Origin of the sequence: Ruania halotolerans, assembly GCF_021049285.1 — a bacterium.
In the GTDB taxonomy this organism is placed as follows: Bacteria; Actinomycetota; Actinomycetes; order Actinomycetales; family Beutenbergiaceae; genus Ruania; species Ruania halotolerans.
Map to the genome: position 1 here is coordinate 597489 of NZ_CP088017.1, position 15076 is coordinate 612564.

The window sequence follows — 15076 nt, forward strand, 5'->3', positions numbered from 1 at the left end:
GTGTCATGGCCCAGGTGAACGTGACGCATGTCACATGGCCCCTTTCGTGATCGGGAGCACATTCGCCCGTCGTACCAGGCATGCGCAGAGATCGGCACACGCAGGGAGCCCAGCCGGTCACCGATCGGGCTGAGGTGGAGGCACTGGTGCAGTGGCTCAACGCTGAGGTGCGCACCGCTCCGACCGTGCTGATCAGCGTGCCGCGCCTGCCGCCCCGCTCATTCGTCAACGTCGAGCAGATCGTGGCCGACGTGGGCTCAGGGGCGGACGTGTTCGTGATCTCCACGCCACTCGCGGTGGCGACACTTCGAGCACGGTATGGACCCGCACGGCATCTGTACGCCGGAGCGGCCCGGGTGATCCCGCCACCACGCTCGCACGCCAGCGCACCGCCGCTGCGTGTGCCGTTCGGCCCAGCCGACGGCGTCCGCGTGAGCAGGACATTACTGGCGGATGTGCGCCGCGTGCTCGCGGGAAGTGGGTGAATTCCTGACGTTCAGGCGACTCGAGCCGAAACGTTTCGTTTTTCCGAAGAACTGGGTATCGTGGCGCGTGCCCACAGATTCAGCAGTCTCATCGAGGAGCCCCCTGACATGACCGGAGCGCCGATCTCCGTCCAGCTGTACTCCGTCCGTGACGCCATGAGCACGGATATGACCGCCACCCTGCGCAGACTCGCCGAGATCGGCTTTCAGTCTGTGGAGGCATTTGGATTCGTCGACCGGGTCGACGAGTACCTGGCTGCCAAGCAGGCGTCGGGTCTGGAGATTCCCTCCGGGCATGCCAAGTTGGTCGAGGTGGACGATCCCAGCGCCACGTTCGACGCTGCCAAGGCGCTCGGAATCGGCACGGTGATCGATCCCGCGATCCACGCCGACAAGTGGAGCGACCGCCAGAGCGTCGAGGGTCTCGCTGCGCGCCTGAACTCCCTCGCCGGGCAGGCAGCGGATCGAGGCCTTCAGGTGGGCTATCACAACCACTGGTGGGAGCTCGCCGAGATTGACGGCACCCCAGCGCTGGAGATCTTCGCAGCCGCTCTCGACGAGCGGGTCGTCCTCGAAGTGGACACCTACTGGGCGGAAGTCGGCGGGCAATCGGCTCCGGCACTGCAGGAGCGACTCGGCGACCAGGTTGGATTCCTGCACATCAAGGACGGCCCTCTTACTCGCGACAACAAGGCGCAGCTTCCCGCCGGGGCAGGCCAGGCGCCGATCGAGGCGATCCTGGCGGCCTCACCGAGCGCCGTGCGCGTGGTGGAGTTCGACGACTACGACGGCGACGTGTTCGAGGGCGTTGCGACGAGCCTCGCCTACCTGGTCGGCCGCGCATGAGCGCGAAGGTGGGTGTCGGCGTCATCGGCGCCGGGGTGATCAGCTCCCAGTACTTGAAGAACCTCACCGCCTTCAGCGATCTCGAGGTCCTTTTCATTGCTGATCTGGACGTCGACCGGGCGCGCGCCCAGGCCGCAGAGTTCGGTGTGCCCGGGCACGGCACGGTCGCAGAACTGCTCGCCGTCGACGATGTCGAGATCGTCGTCAACCTGACCATCCCTGCCGTCCATGCAGAGGTGGGCCAGCTGATCATTGCTGCGGGCAAGCATCAATGGAGCGAGAAGCCGCTCGCTCTCGATCGGACATCCGCGCGGGGCCTGCTCGACTCGGCCGCGGCCGCAGGACTACGTGTGGCATGTGCTCCGGATACCATTCTCGGTGCCGGATTTCAGACCACGCTTCGCCAGATCCGGTCCGGTCGCATCGGCACGCCGTTGAACGCGCTCGTGCTGTTCCAGGCTCCGGGCCCAGAGTCGTGGCACCCGAGCCCAGAGTTCCTCTTCGATGTGGGGGGCGGTCCGTTGTTCGACATCGGGCCGTATTACCTGACGGCGTTGGTGCACCTGCTCGGGCCCATCACCCGGGTGAGCGCCACACACTCCACAGCGCGGCCGGTCCGTACGATCGGTTCAGGGCCCAAGGCAGGCACCGAGTTCGGCGTTCATGTGCCCACACATCACAGTGCGCTCATCGAGTTCGAATCCGGGGCCGCCGCTCAAGCCGTGTTCAGTTTTGAGTCCGACATCAGGCGCACCCTGCTCGAGGTCACGGGAAGTGCTGGAGCGTTCGTGGTCCCGGACCCGAACACATTCGAGGGCAGCACCGTGTTCTGGTCCCCAGGGGCGAAGGACGCTGAGGAAATCGCAGCCGTCGGCGCCACCACCACTCGCGGGACGGGCGTGCTCGAACTCGCCAGAGCCATTCGGTCCGGCGAGCCCGAGCGTGCGTCCGGTGAGATCGCCTTCCACGTGCTCGACGTGATGATCTCCATCACCGAGGCGGCCGCCTCCGGTGCGTCGGTGGACGTGACGAGTACCGTCACTGTTCCGGCCGCGCTCGCGGAGACGTGGGACCCCACTGCCGCCACGCTCTGAGCCGGGGCCTGGAACCAGCCCCACGAGCCCTCGATCCCCACCGGGAATCGAGGGCTCGTTCGTTCAGGCGCGCTGACGCGTCTCAGGATGCGACTAGCGGAGCCGTCCGCCATGCGGACGCGATCGGGTCTCGGTCGTGCCGATCCGCACGCGGGGTGAGGATGGGCGGCGGCCTCGGACAAGCGCGCCCCGTCGAGGGGCGCGGCCGAGGCCCAGCACCATCCCGCCACCGTGAAAGGTTCCGCCCGTGTCTACCGGCACCACTCCAGAGAAGTCCACCAGGCGCCGTCTGCGGCTGCCCTCCTTCAGCATTCAGATCGTCCTCGGGCTGGTGCTGGGTGCCGTGCTCGGCTGGGTCGCCCTGCAGATGGGCACCGTTGGCCCGGAGGAGGACCCGAACTGGCTCACCGAGACCCTCGCCACGATCGGCGGTTCCTTTGTGACACTGCTGCGCGCGATCGTGCCGCCGCTGGTGTTCCTTGCGATCGTCGCCTCCATCGCCAACCTCCGCAAGGTCTCCAACGCCGCCCGGCTGGCCGGCCAGACGTTGCTCTGGTTCGCCATCACCGCCGGTATCTCGGTGGCGATCGGTATGGCGCTCGGGCTCATCACCCGCCCGGGCGAGAACACCTCCATCAGCGCTGACCTCGCCGAGGCGCCGGATCGCACCGGCAGTTGGGTGGACTTCCTGACCGGCCTGATCCCGAGCAACTTCCTCGGGTTGGACGTCGGGCTGCGCGGTGAGTCGGTATCCCTGAACTTCAGCGTGCTCCAGATCGTGGTGATCGCCCTCGTGGTTGGCATTGCGGCGCTGCGCTCGGGTCCGAAGGCCGATGCCTTCCTCAGCTTCAACGCCTCGGCACTCGCGGTGATCCAGAAGGTGCTCTGGTGGATCATCCGCCTCGCCCCGCTCGGCACCCTCGGGCTGATCGGCCGCGCGGTGGCCACCTACGGCACCGAACTCTTCGCACCGTTGGCCACGTTCGCCGTCGCCATCTACGTGGGTCTGGCGATCGTGCTGTTCGCGCTCTACCCGATCCTGCTGCGGGCCAACGGCCTGCCGGTACTGTCCTACTTCCGCGGTGCCTGGCCGGCCATCCAGCTCGGGTTCGTCTCCCGCTCCTCGATCGGAACCCTCCCGGTGACCGAACGGGTGACCGAGCGCAACCTCGGCGTGCCCCGCGAGTACGCCTCGTTCGCGGTGCCGCTCGGCGCCACCACCAAGATGGACGGCTGCGCCGCCATCTACCCGGCGATCGCCGCGATCTTCGTGGCACAGTTCTACGGGATCCAGCTCACCGTCACCGACTACCTGTTGATCGCCTTCGTCTCCGTGGTGGGATCGGCCGCGACGGCAGGGCTCACCGGCGCGCTGGTCATGCTCACGCTGACCCTCTCCACCCTCGGACTGCCCCTGGAGGGTGTCGGTCTGCTGCTCGCGGTGGACCCGATCCTGGACATGGGCCGCACCGCCGTGAATGTGGCCGGGCAGGCGCTGGTGCCAACGATCGTGGCCAAGCGCGAGGGCATCCTCGACGAGGAGAAGTACCGTTCGGGCAACGCCGAGGGTCTGTTCGACGACGAGGGCGGTGACGATGCCGCCGACAGCGCATCGCTCGGTGCCCGCGAGAAGGCATCCACGTCGGCTTGACCGCTGGGAATCGTCGCGGGCCGCTTGGGGGAACTCCCGAGCGGCCCGAGGCGTTGGGAGGGGTGTGAGCATGATCGACGAGGGCCTCGGTTCCCGAAGCCTGACCGCCAATGAACCCGCCACCAACGCCGCGTTGTCCACGGTCAACGTGCGGGACGCCGTACCCGCAGCAGGGGTGACTGAGATCCTCTCCCTGGCTGAGGAGCTCAGCAGGATCGGCGCGGCTGGTTCCCAGATTGCGCGTGCGATCGAGTCTGTGACCGGACTACGCGCGGGGGAGGTGCAGGTGCTGGCCGCCGTGGCCGGTGGAGCCAGCCACCCGCGTGCCATCGCCGATGTCACCGGCCAGGTGCCTGAAGCGGCTGAAGTGACGGTGGAGGGCCTCGAGGAGCGCGGTCTGATCGGCCGGCACGCCCACGATGCCGATCCCGCGGGCGAACCTGCGCTCATGCATGTCTCCGTGGCCGGTCAGGCCGTACTCGAACAGGTGGAGGCGGTTCGGATCCGACTCGCTGACGCATTGGTGAGTTCACTCGGCACTGAGCGGGCCAGGGAGCTGCGGTCCACGTTGACGGCGGTGGCCGATCTCGTGGAGCAGCCGGCGCTGCCCTGAGGCCCCAGCTTCGCCCGCACCAGAGCTCAAAGACTCTGCTGCCGCGGGTTCTTGGTGTGATCCTGCGCGTTGCGCAGTGACCGATCACAAAATTATGGCGTGGACTGTTGACGACGCCCAGATGTGCACTTAGTGTGAATCCATTCAAAGCGGGGAAAGCTCTTTCCTGAGCATCGTGGCTGAGGTCTGCCACAACGGCTCCGGTGCCGGTGCTGCCCCGTCGGATCGAAGGCGATGCGGAGCGTGATGGTGGCGAGTGGAGTCGGGTTTCAGACGTCGGCACCGACCACCGGGGGCACCCGGACTGGACCGGCCGCGGCGGGGGCCGGTAGCACCTCGGGCATGCTCGATCGCCCGGTTCCCACCGGGAATGTCAGCGGCACCGCCCGGCTGCACTCCTGGGCGGAGGCAGTGGCCTTCGCTGCCCTGATGAATGCGCTCATCCTCGCCTTCACTCTGGCAGGCGGTGTCCTCCTCGGCTGGTCGCCCGCGGTGGCCGCTGCGGCCGCGTGCAGCAGGCGCCGAATCCGTGGCGAGGTACACCCGTGGATCCGCCTGTTCGCTGCCTCCTGGCGCCGCGAGCTACGCCGCGCCAACCTCCTCCAGTTGCCGGGCAACCTGGTGATCGCACTGCTGACAATCAACATGGTCACCTTCTACGACGGCACCGGTGCCACCACGCTCATGGTGGCGCTGGCGGTGGCCACCGCGATCGCTGTGGTGCTCCAGGTCCTCGTGATCACGATGGATGCCCACTACAACCTGCACATCGGTGAGTGTCTGCGCCTGGCCAGTGCGTTCGCCGTCAGATTCCCCGGTGCTCCCCTCCTGCTGGCGGCCACCACGGCGCTCGCCGCGGCTCTCACCGCCTGGATCCCCGGTCTGCTCCCCGTGATCTCCGTGGGCGCCTGGCTCTACCTGTGCACGGCCCTGTGCCTGTCCTTCTTCGCTGCCAACGATCGCTCCCTGAGGGGTGCGGGCGGCGACATCTGACCACCTCTCGATTGCACCCTCCGAGCAAGGCGACGACGCCACTCAATGAAAGGAACACCCATGAAGAAGCGACTCCTTGGTCCCGTAGGCGCACTGGCGGCCGCGGGCCTGGCCCTCACTGCGTGCAGCGGCGGTGGCGATGACGGTGGTGGAGGTGAACAGGGTGAACTGGATTCCCTGACCATCATGGCGCCGTACTTTGCCGAAGTGCCGCCGGAGAGCGATGACCCGGTCGGATCCGGGCTCAGCGATCTGGCCGGCATGCCCCTGGAGGTGCAGTGGGTGCCGAACTCCTCCTATGGCGAGCGGGTCAACACAGTGCTCGCCGGCGACGACATCCCTGACGTCATGGTGATCACCGGTAAGGACCAGGGCTTCGTGGCCACGGCTGAGGCGGGCGGCTTCTGGGATCTGACGGAGCACCTCGCCTCGGGTGACTACCCGAATCTGGTCACCGAGAACCCAGATGTTCAGCAAGCTTCGAGCGTCAACGGCACGGTCTACGGCGTGTACCGGGCCCGCGATGTGATCCGCGCGAGTGTGATCATTCGCGCCGACTGGCTCGAGAATCTCGGACTGGCCGAGCCGGAGACCACCGAGGACCTGGCCGAGATCGCTCGAGCCTTCACCGAAGACGATCCGGATGGCAACGGCGAAGATGACACCTACGGCATCATTGCACCGCAATGGCCCGGCGGTATCGGCACGAACAGCCCCTACGACACCATCGAGGTCTGGCACGGCTCGGGCAACATGTGGCGTGAGGACGGCGATGAACTGGTGCCCGCCTTCACCACCCCCGAGTGGCGCGAAGCCGTGGACTTCGAGCGTGACCTCGTCCAAAGCGGCTACATCAACGCCGACTACGCCACGATGGACCCGGCCACCTGGAACGAGCCGTTCCTCAACGGCGAAGGTGGAATCATCCTCGACGTCCAGTCGCGCGCCGCTCAGCTGCGCGAGCTGTTCAGCGACGGTGGAGAGAACCCGGATGAGCGGGTCGCTCTGGTAGGCCAGCTCGACGGGCCGAACGGCACCTTCGCCCTGCCCACCACGGGATACGCCGGATTCCTCGCGATCCCGCGTTCGTCGGTGCAGACCGAGGAGCAGCTCGACCAGGTGCTCACCGTGCTGAACGAGCTGAACACCACCGAGGCGCAGATCCTGATGAACAACGGAATCGAGGGCGACAACTTCGAGGTGGTGGACGGCTACGCCCAGTACAACCCGGAGCGGCAGGACTTCACCGATCAGGTCACCGGCGCCTGGGCGCAGCTCGGGATGAACGTAGCCGGGTACGAGGGGTACTCCACCTTGCCGGAGACCGACGAAGATGTGGCGTTCGAGGAGTTGCGCCTGGAGTTGCAGGCCGAGGATGGAGCGAACGCCGTCTTCAACCCTGCCGCGGGACTCGTCTCGGACACCTACACCACCAACGGCACCCAACTGGACAACATCATCGGCGACGCCCGCATCCAGTACCTCGCGGGGCAGATCGACGAGGCCGGCCTCGAGGATGCCATCGAGCGGTGGCGGACCAGCGGTGGCGACACGGTCACCGAGGAGATCAACGCGCTCTACGACGAGCTCGGCTGACCGACCCCCTAGGTGGGGCGCACCGGCTGGTGCGCCCCACCCCTCGACCTCGAGAGGAGAACGCGGATGACCGCGACGGTCGAGACGGTGGTGACACCGCCGCCCCGGGAGCCACGTGGGCCGAGCCGGCCCTCACGGCGCAACCTCGTGCAGGACATCGTGCGGTTCCGGTGGCTGTTCTTCCTGATGCTGCCCGGTATCGCCTACTTCCTGATCTTCCGGTTCTGGCCGATGTACGGTGCGCAGATCGCGTTCCGCAACTACGTGCCGTTCCTCGGTATCGAGGGCAGTGAATGGGTCGGCTGGGAGCACTTCGCCGACTTCTTCTCCAATCCAGATTTCCCACGACTGCTCGCCAACACCCTGATCATCGCGGGGTTGACGCTCTTCATCGCATTCCCCGCGACGATTGTGATGGCGCTGCTGCTGAACGAACTGCGCCTGAACATCCTCAAGCGCACGGTGCAGACTCTCGTCTACATTCCGCATTTCCTGTCCTGGACCGTGGTGGTCTCGCTGACCGGGTTGCTGTTCGCCGTCGGGAATGGACCGTTGTGGACGTTCCTCAACGATCTGCTGGGCACTCAGACCAACTTCATGGCCGACCCCGCCTGGTTCCGGCCGTTGATCCTGCTGCAGGAGATCTGGAAGAACACCGGGTGGGGCACGATCATCTTCCTCGCGGCCCTCGCCGGAGTGGATCAGGAGCAGTACGAGGCGGCGATCATCGACGGTGCCGGCCGCTGGCAACGGGTCCGCTTCATCACGATCCCCTCGATCATGAGCACGATCATCGTGCTGCTCATCCTGCAGACGGGGCAGATCCTGAACACCGGGTTCGAGCAGATCTATCTGATGTCGAATGCGCTGAACCGATCGGTGGCCGATGTGTTCGACACCTACGTCTACTTCACCGGGATCCAGCAGGGGGCGTACTCCTACTCCACCGCTGTGGGCCTGGCGAAAGCCATCGTGGGCCTCATCCTCATCTTCGGAACCAACTGGATCGCGAAGCGGTTCAACCAGGCAGGGATCTTCTGATGGCGGCGATCCGCAAGAACAATCGCGTCAAGTACCGGTTCAACACCCCGGCCGGGAAAGTTTTCGACGTCGTCAACATCGTGCTGCTGGTGGGGATCGGCACCTTGGCGATCCTGCCGTTCCTGTACGTATTCGCGGGATCGCTGGCCACGGAGCTGGAGATCACCACCCGTCCGTTCTTCCTGTGGCCACGCGAGATCACGACGGCGGCCTATGAGTCGATCCTGACGTCCAGCGTGTTCGTGCGTGCGTTTGTGACCACGGTGGTGGTCACGTTGGTCGGCACTATGATCCAGTTGGCGCTGACCGCCCTGATGGCCTACCCGTTGGCGAAGGTGGATCTGCCCGGCCGGCGGACCATCATGGCGCTGGTGGTGTTCACGATGGTGTTCAGCGCGGGGATGATCCCCACTTTCCTCATCGTCAAGGAACTCGGCCTGCTGGACAGTTACTGGGCGCTGATCCTGCCGATGGCGATCAACCCGTTCAGTTTGATCATCATCAAGAACTTCTTCCAGGAGCTGCCGAAGGAGCTGGAGGAGTCCGCCCGGATCGACGGTGCGAACGAGTTGCGCATCCTGAGCAGTGTGGTGCTGCCGCTCTCGAAGCCGGTGCTGGCGACGTTCGCGTTGTTCTACGCGGTGGGGATCTGGAACGACTACATGTCACCGCTGCTCTACCTGAACGACCAGAACAAATGGACGCTGCAGATGATCCTGCGGCAGGTGACGGCTTCGGCCTCCCTCTCGCCGGATGACCTGAACACGGAGGTGCCGCCACCGGCGCAGGGGATCAAGTTTGCTGTGGTGATGGTGGCGACCATCCCGGTGTTGCTGGCGTACCCGTTCCTGCAGAAGCACTTCGCCAAGGGAATGCTGATCGGGAGTGTGAAGGGCTGATGACGATCCATCTGGCGGGTGACTCCACTGTCGCACCGGGACCGCTCGACGGGTCTGGGGTGATCGGGTGGGGCGGGGTCTTCCACGAGTTCACGCAGGAGCCGGTGGTCAACCGCGCCATCGGCGGGGCGACCACTGATTCGTTCGTGGCGGAGGGGCGCTGGCAGGCAACGCTCGATGCGATCGAGGCGGGGGACGTCGTCGTGCTCGGGTTCGGACATAACGACCAGAAACTCGAGGAGCTGGCAGCGCAGGGGCGTTACACCGAGAATCTCGCGCGGTTCGTGGCGCAGGTGCGGGAGCGCGGCGGGTTGCCGGTGCTGACCACCAGTGTGGAGCGGCTGTTGCATGATGCAGGCGGTGCCCTGCGGGTCTCCCACGGCGGGTATCCCCGGGCGGTGCGCCGACTCGGGCATCGGGTGGATGTACCGGTGATCGAGCTGACCGCGTTCACCCGGTGGCTGTATGAGTGGCTCGGAGAGGAGGCCGGGCCCGTGCTGTTCCCGCACGGTAAGCCGGACCAGGCGCCTGAAGACGCGCGCGATACGACGCACTTCGGGCTCGCCGGAGCGCGCGCGGTGGCCTCTTTCGTGGCGCAGAACCTGCGGGCGATCCGCGGGCAGGATGATCACCACGAACCGCTGGGGAGATGGGTGATGCAGCCGTGACCTCGGTGAGCTATACCAACCCGCTGGCTTCGGCATCGGATCTGGCGGGGTGGGTGGCCGAGGGCCCGGTGGGCACTCGCGTGACCAACGATGGCGTGGAGTTGTTCAGCACCGCCGACGAGCCAGCCCTGGTGGCCGACGGCCGCGGCGACCACGCGCATTTCACCTACTGGTGCCCGCAGGTGTTCGGGCCGGACTTGGAGATCTCCTGGGACTTCCGGCCGGTCAGCGGGGATGGGCTGGCGATGGTGTTCTTCGCCGCCACCGGCGCGCGCGGCGAGGATCTGTTCGATCCGGCGTTGACCGAGCGCACCGGGTTCTACCCGCAGTACCACTCGGGGGACATCGCCACGCTGCACATCTCGTATCTGCGGCGGAAGTGGGCGTCCGAGAAGCGGTTCCGCACCTGCAATCTGCGCAAGAGCCCCGGCTTCCACCTGGTGGCCCAGGGGGCAGACCCGCTGCCCGGGCCGGAGGACGCTGACGGGTTTTATCGGATCCGGGTGACCAAGCAGGGCGCCGGTGTGGTGTTCGCGATCGACGACCTGGAACTCTTCACGTGGACCGACGACGGCGCAGTGGGCCCTCCGCTCGGGTCCGGCCGGATCGGCTTCCGGCAGATGGCCCCCCTGACCGCCCGCTACCGCAATCTCGAGGTCCGCCCCCTCTGACCCACCCGCTCCCTCACTCGCCCCGCCCCCCCTTTCCCGCCCTCCCTCTATACCTACCCCCCTCACACGCCCTACCCCCTCACCCGCCCCCACCCCCTGCCGCGAGTACGGCCGATTTCGCTCACTTGTTGAGATTTAGCCGAGAAGTCGAGCACTCGGCGCACACCGAGTGCCCTCTCACCCATTGGAGTGTTGATGTCCGAGACCGCCGAGACAGCCGAGACCACTAAGACCGCCGGGACCGTTGAGGCGACCATGAGCGATCGAGGCCGCCACGGGCGCAGCAGCCATGTAGACGTGCCGATCCGGTGGATCGACGACGCCACGCCCCAGCGCTTGCCGGCCGGCGCTACCTTCGGGGCCCCGGTCCCGCGTGGTGCGGTGGCCTCGCCTGAGGGACTCGCCCTGACCGACGAGGCCGGGGCGCCGGTGCCGGCACAGATCTGGCCACTAGCCACCTGGCCCGACGGGTCGGTGAAATGGGCGGGTATCGGCCTCGGGGTGCACCCGGAGCCCAGCCCGTCCTACCGGTTGGTCGCCGCAGCTTCGTCGGGGGCGGTGGAGGAGAGCGGGGCGGGCAGGAACACAGGGGGCGGGAACGTCGCCGTGGTCGTCGCTCAGGACCCCGACGGCGTCACGATCGAGACGGGAGCGCTCACCGCCCGCATCCCCGCCCGGGGCGGGGTTCTGGTCGATTCGCTGGCGATCGCCGGCCAGGAAGTCGCCCGGGGCGGAGTGCTGGTCTCCAGTGTGCAGGGCACGCCGGAACCGAATCATGCCGGGCGGGACCACGGCATCGGGCAGGTCGAGTCGGTGGAGGTGGAGCAGTCCGGTCCGGTGCGCGCGGTGGTGCGCATCGAAGGAAGGCACCGCACCGAGTCCGGCCGCGAGTGGCTGCCGTTCACCGTGCGCCTGGTGGCCGTCGCTGGATCGACCCACCTGCGTCTGGTGCACTCCTTCATCTGGGACGGCGATTCCGGCTCCGACTTCCTCAGCTCGCTCGGGATCCGGTTCGATGTGCCGTTGCGGGCCGAGCCGCACGACCGGCACGTGCGCCTCGCCGGGGCCGACGGCGGCCTGTTGCGTGAGGCCGTCCGTGGCCTGACCGGTCTACGCCGTGACCCGGGTGAGGCGGTACGCAACGCCCAGATGGCGGGCGAGCCGACGCCGTCGGCGGATACCTGGGATCAGGACGTGGCGCGGCTAGCGGCATGGATCCCCACCTGGGACGACTGGAATCTGCGCCAGCACAATGCCAACGGGTACACGATCCGCAAGCGCACGAAGCCTGGGCACGCCTGGATCGGGGTGGCCGAGGGAACCCGTTCCGACGGGTTCGGCTACCTCGGGGACACCGGCGGTGGCCTCGGCGTGGGGCTCACCGGGTTCTGGCAGTCCCACCCCACCGGGATCGACATCAGCGGGGCAGCCACGGCCGCGGGGTCGATCACGATGTGGCTGTGGTCTCCGGACGCCGAACCGATGGACCTGCGGTTCTACCACGATGGCCTCGGACAGGACACCTACGCCGACCAGCTCGATGCCCTCGACATCACCTACGAGGACTACGAACCAGGCTTCGGGGACGCCGATGGCATCGCCCGCACCCACGAGCTCGATGTGGTCGCCTATGCGGCCACCCCGAGCGTGGAGGAGCTGGCCACGGATGTGGCACACACCGTGGAAGGCCCCCGACTCGCCCCCACCCCTGAGGCACTGCACGCTGCCGGGGTGTTCGGCGACTGGGACCTGCCCGACCGCAGCACCCCCGGCCGGGCCCGTCTGGAGGACCGGCTCGAGGCGCTGCTGGACTTCTACGTAGGGCAGGTCGACCAGCGATCCTGGTATGGATTCTGGAACTACGGCGACCTCATGCACGCCTACGACGCCGACCGGCACACCTGGCGTTACGACGTGGGCGGATACGCGTGGGACAACTCCGAGCTCTCCCCGGACCTGTGGTTGTGGACGGCGTTCTGCCGCACCGGGCGAGCCGATGTGTTCCGCCTCGCGGAGCGGCTCACCCGGCACACCGGCGATGTGGACGTCTACCACGCCGGGCAGTGGAAGGGCCTGGGCACCCGGCATAACGTGCAGCACTGGGGATGCAGCGCCAAGCAGTTGCGGATCTCCACCCCGGCCTACCGGCGGCATCACTACTTCCTCACTGCGGATGAGCACACCCGCGACCTGATGCTCGAATTGCGGGACAGCGATCAGAGCTTCCTCGGCCTGGACCCGGTGCGTAAGGTCCGGCCCGATGCCGTGACCTACCGACCGCAGCGCCATGCTCTCGGGGTGGGGCTGGGCACGGACTGGAGCGCGCTCGCGGCCACCTGGCTCGCCGACTGGGAGATCACCGGGAACACGCGCTCACGGGACCGGCTGCTCGGCACGATGACCGATATCGGTGCGCTGCCGCACGGCTTCTTCACCGGTGAGGCGCTCTATGACCTGGACACCGGGCGCTTCGACACCTCCCGGGACCGGGTGGGCGCCTCTCACCTGTCCATCATGTTCGGGCTGGTGGAGATCTGCAGCGAGCTGGTGGACCTGATCGGCGAGGAGGAGGCGCCCGGCTTCGGTGACGCGTGGCTGCAGTACTGCCGACTCTACCTGGGTACGCCCGAGGAGCAGGTGGCAGAGCTCGGCGCCGAGCACGGAGGCGCCCCGTTCGAGCAGCCGCATGCGCGGGTGCTCGCCTATGCGGCGAACCGGCTCGGGCGATCCGACCTCGCCGAGCGGGCGTGGCAGGCGTTCTTCGTGGGCGGGGAGCGGATGCGCGGCGATTTCGTCGCGAGCCGCACGGAACCGCCGTACGTGCTCGCCCCGGTGGACGACGCGCCCACGCTGTGGACCAATGACGCCGCCCAGGGCTCGCTGGCCACGATGCAGTGCCTCGCCCTGATCGGTGACCACCTCCCCGACTGAGATCCTCCTGCCCGGATGTGCCACACTGGTCGGGTCGAACTGAAGTTCGCGCACTCCGGGGTCGGTGTAATTCCGAACCGGCGGTGATAGTCCGCGACCCGGCCGCAGCCAGCGGCCGGTTGATCAGGTGAAATTCCTGGACCGACGGTGAAAGTCCGGATGGGAGGAAGTGCGCGCGCGGCGGTCCTCGCCCGCGTTGGTGCATCTGTGCACCCGCTGGTGGTCCGCCGTCGCCGGCCCCGGGCTGCGCCTAGTTGTCACAACACCTAGCGCAGGAGGTACCGGTGGCACGCCCCGACGGCGGAACAGCCTCAGGATTCTTCGGTGACCCCGATCAGGTGGTCGCCGCGCTCCGGCACGCCATCGAGCTGAGCGTGCGGGGTCTGGGCCGGGTCAGTCCCAATCCGGCAGTGGGATGCGTGATCCTCGACATCGAGGGGCACGTGGTCGGCGAAGGCTGGCATGCTCGCGCAGGCGGAGCACACGCGGAAGTCGCCGCGATCGCTGCGGCTCATGAGCGCGTCTTCGGGCCGGGCGATCCTGAGGTACCGGGCTTCCTCACCGGATGCACCGCCGTCGTGACTCTCGAACCGTGCCCCCACACCGGCCGGACCGGCCCCTGCACCCAGGCGCTCCTTGACGCCGGTATCTCCCGGGTGATCTACGCCGTCGCTGACCCGTCGCATGGCGGGGGAGCGGAGGTGTTGCGCACCGCCGGCATCGAGGTGCACGGCCCCGGAAGCGCACTCGTTCCGGATGCGTTCGCCGCCGAGGCCGCCTCCGTGAACGAGGCGTGGCTGACGGCGGTGCGCACCTCCCGCCCGCACGTCACCTGGAAGTTCGCCGCCACCCTGGACGGCCGGTCCGCCGCGGCCGACGGCACCAGTCGCTGGATCACGGGGGAACAGGCCCGCGCTGACGTGCACCGCCTGCGCGACAGCGTCGATGCGGTGCTCATCGGAGCGAGGACCCAGCGCACGGACGATCCGCAACTGACCGTACGGCCTGCGCCGCCGGACGGGCGGCAGCCGCTACGAGTGGTGCTCGACCCCTCCGGCGCCACGGCTTCTGGTGCCCGGGTGCTCGACGATGCGGCGCCCACGCTCCTCGTGATCGGCCCGGACACGCCGACTCCGGACCTGCCCGGGCACGTCGAGATCGCCCGCGCCCCCACAGCTCCGCCCCCGGCAGAGTTGCGGTCGGAATCGGGCCTGGAACGGACCACGACGTGGCCCGATCGGGGCCACGAGCAGGACCTGACTGGCCCGGGCGAGGGCCGGTCAGATCACCGGTACCTGGACCTGGCCGCGGTGCTTGACCTGCTGTACCACCGTGGCTTCCGATCCGTGCTGCTCGAGGGTGGCCCGCGGCTCGCGGGCGCGTTCCTTGCTGCCGGGCTCGTGGACCAGGTCATCGCCTATCTCGCTCCCGCGTTACTCGGCGCCGGTCCGGCCGCGCTCGCCGACGCGGGCGTCGCCACGATCGACGCCGCCCACCGTCTGGAACCAGTTGACGTCACCTTCCTCGGCCCCGACATCCGCATCACTGCCCGCCCGATCCCACTCCCCGAATCCCTCCAGGAGTAGCC

Annotated in this window: 13 protein-coding genes and 1 riboswitch; all 13 genes read left to right on the forward strand. The window is 67.6% G+C overall.

Going from position 1 to position 15076, the window contains the following annotated elements; translation table 11 throughout:
* Nucleotides 1-80 precede the first annotated feature (80 nt).
* A complete protein-coding gene (locus tag LQF10_RS02550; protein ID WP_231065937.1) occupies nt 81-485 on the forward strand; it encodes a hypothetical protein in 405 nt (134 codons plus the stop codon).
* 108 nt (nt 486-593) lie between these two features.
* Nucleotides 594-1331, forward strand: coding sequence for a sugar phosphate isomerase/epimerase family protein (locus LQF10_RS02555; RefSeq protein ID WP_231065938.1), 738 nt, complete (start codon nt 594-596; stop codon nt 1329-1331).
* Complete coding sequence (locus LQF10_RS02560; protein WP_231065939.1) at nt 1328-2425, forward strand: Gfo/Idh/MocA family protein; 1098 nt, start codon at nt 1328-1330, stop codon at nt 2423-2425. The genes LQF10_RS02555 and LQF10_RS02560 overlap by 4 nt, the downstream gene beginning before the upstream one ends.
* Nucleotides 2426-2672: 247 nt before the next feature.
* A complete protein-coding gene (locus tag LQF10_RS02565) occupies nt 2673-4076 on the forward strand; it encodes a dicarboxylate/amino acid:cation symporter (protein WP_231065940.1) in 1404 nt (467 codons plus the stop codon).
* Nucleotides 4077-4146: 70 nt separating this feature from the next.
* Entirely contained in the window at nt 4147-4689 is a 543-nt protein-coding gene (locus LQF10_RS02570; RefSeq protein WP_231065941.1) for a winged helix DNA-binding protein, read from the forward strand.
* 342 nt (nt 4690-5031) lie between these two features.
* Nucleotides 5032-5682, forward strand: a complete 651-nt coding sequence (locus tag LQF10_RS02575) for a DUF624 domain-containing protein (protein ID WP_231065942.1) — start codon at nt 5032-5034, stop codon at nt 5680-5682.
* Nucleotides 5683-5742: 60 nt separating this feature from the next.
* Nucleotides 5743-7278, forward strand: coding sequence for an extracellular solute-binding protein (locus LQF10_RS02580; RefSeq protein ID WP_231065943.1), 1536 nt, complete (start codon nt 5743-5745; stop codon nt 7276-7278).
* A 66-nt stretch (nt 7279-7344) separates the two neighbouring features.
* Nucleotides 7345-8319 carry an ABC transporter permease gene (locus tag LQF10_RS02585; RefSeq protein WP_231065944.1) on the forward strand — a complete coding sequence of 325 codons (975 nt, stop codon included), beginning with the start codon at nt 7345-7347 and terminating at the stop codon, nt 8317-8319.
* Nucleotides 8319-9218, forward strand: a complete 900-nt coding sequence (locus tag LQF10_RS02590) for a carbohydrate ABC transporter permease (RefSeq protein WP_231065945.1) — start codon at nt 8319-8321, stop codon at nt 9216-9218. Before LQF10_RS02585 ends, LQF10_RS02590 begins: the two co-directional genes overlap by 1 nt.
* Nucleotides 9218-9886, forward strand: coding sequence for a rhamnogalacturonan acetylesterase (locus tag LQF10_RS02595; protein WP_231065946.1), 669 nt, complete (start codon nt 9218-9220; stop codon nt 9884-9886). The genes LQF10_RS02590 and LQF10_RS02595 overlap by 1 nt, the downstream gene beginning before the upstream one ends.
* Nucleotides 9868-10557 (forward strand): DUF1961 family protein, encoded by a 690-nt coding sequence (locus tag LQF10_RS02600; protein WP_231065947.1) that lies wholly within the window; start codon nt 9868-9870, stop codon nt 10555-10557. The genes LQF10_RS02595 and LQF10_RS02600 overlap by 19 nt, the downstream gene beginning before the upstream one ends.
* A 195-nt stretch (nt 10558-10752) precedes the next feature.
* On the forward strand, nt 10753-13488 hold the full coding sequence (locus LQF10_RS02605) for an exo-rhamnogalacturonan lyase family protein (RefSeq protein ID WP_231065948.1): 2736 nt from the start codon (nt 10753-10755) through the stop codon (nt 13486-13488).
* 46 nt (nt 13489-13534) lie between these two features.
* Nucleotides 13535-13665, forward strand: a riboswitch (FMN riboswitch).
* Between the two features lie 107 nt (nt 13666-13772).
* Nucleotides 13773-15074, forward strand: a complete 1302-nt coding sequence (ribD, locus tag LQF10_RS02610) for a bifunctional diaminohydroxyphosphoribosylaminopyrimidine deaminase/5-amino-6-(5-phosphoribosylamino)uracil reductase RibD (protein ID WP_231065949.1) — start codon at nt 13773-13775, stop codon at nt 15072-15074.
* The last annotated feature ends 2 nt before the right edge of the window (nt 15075-15076 follow it).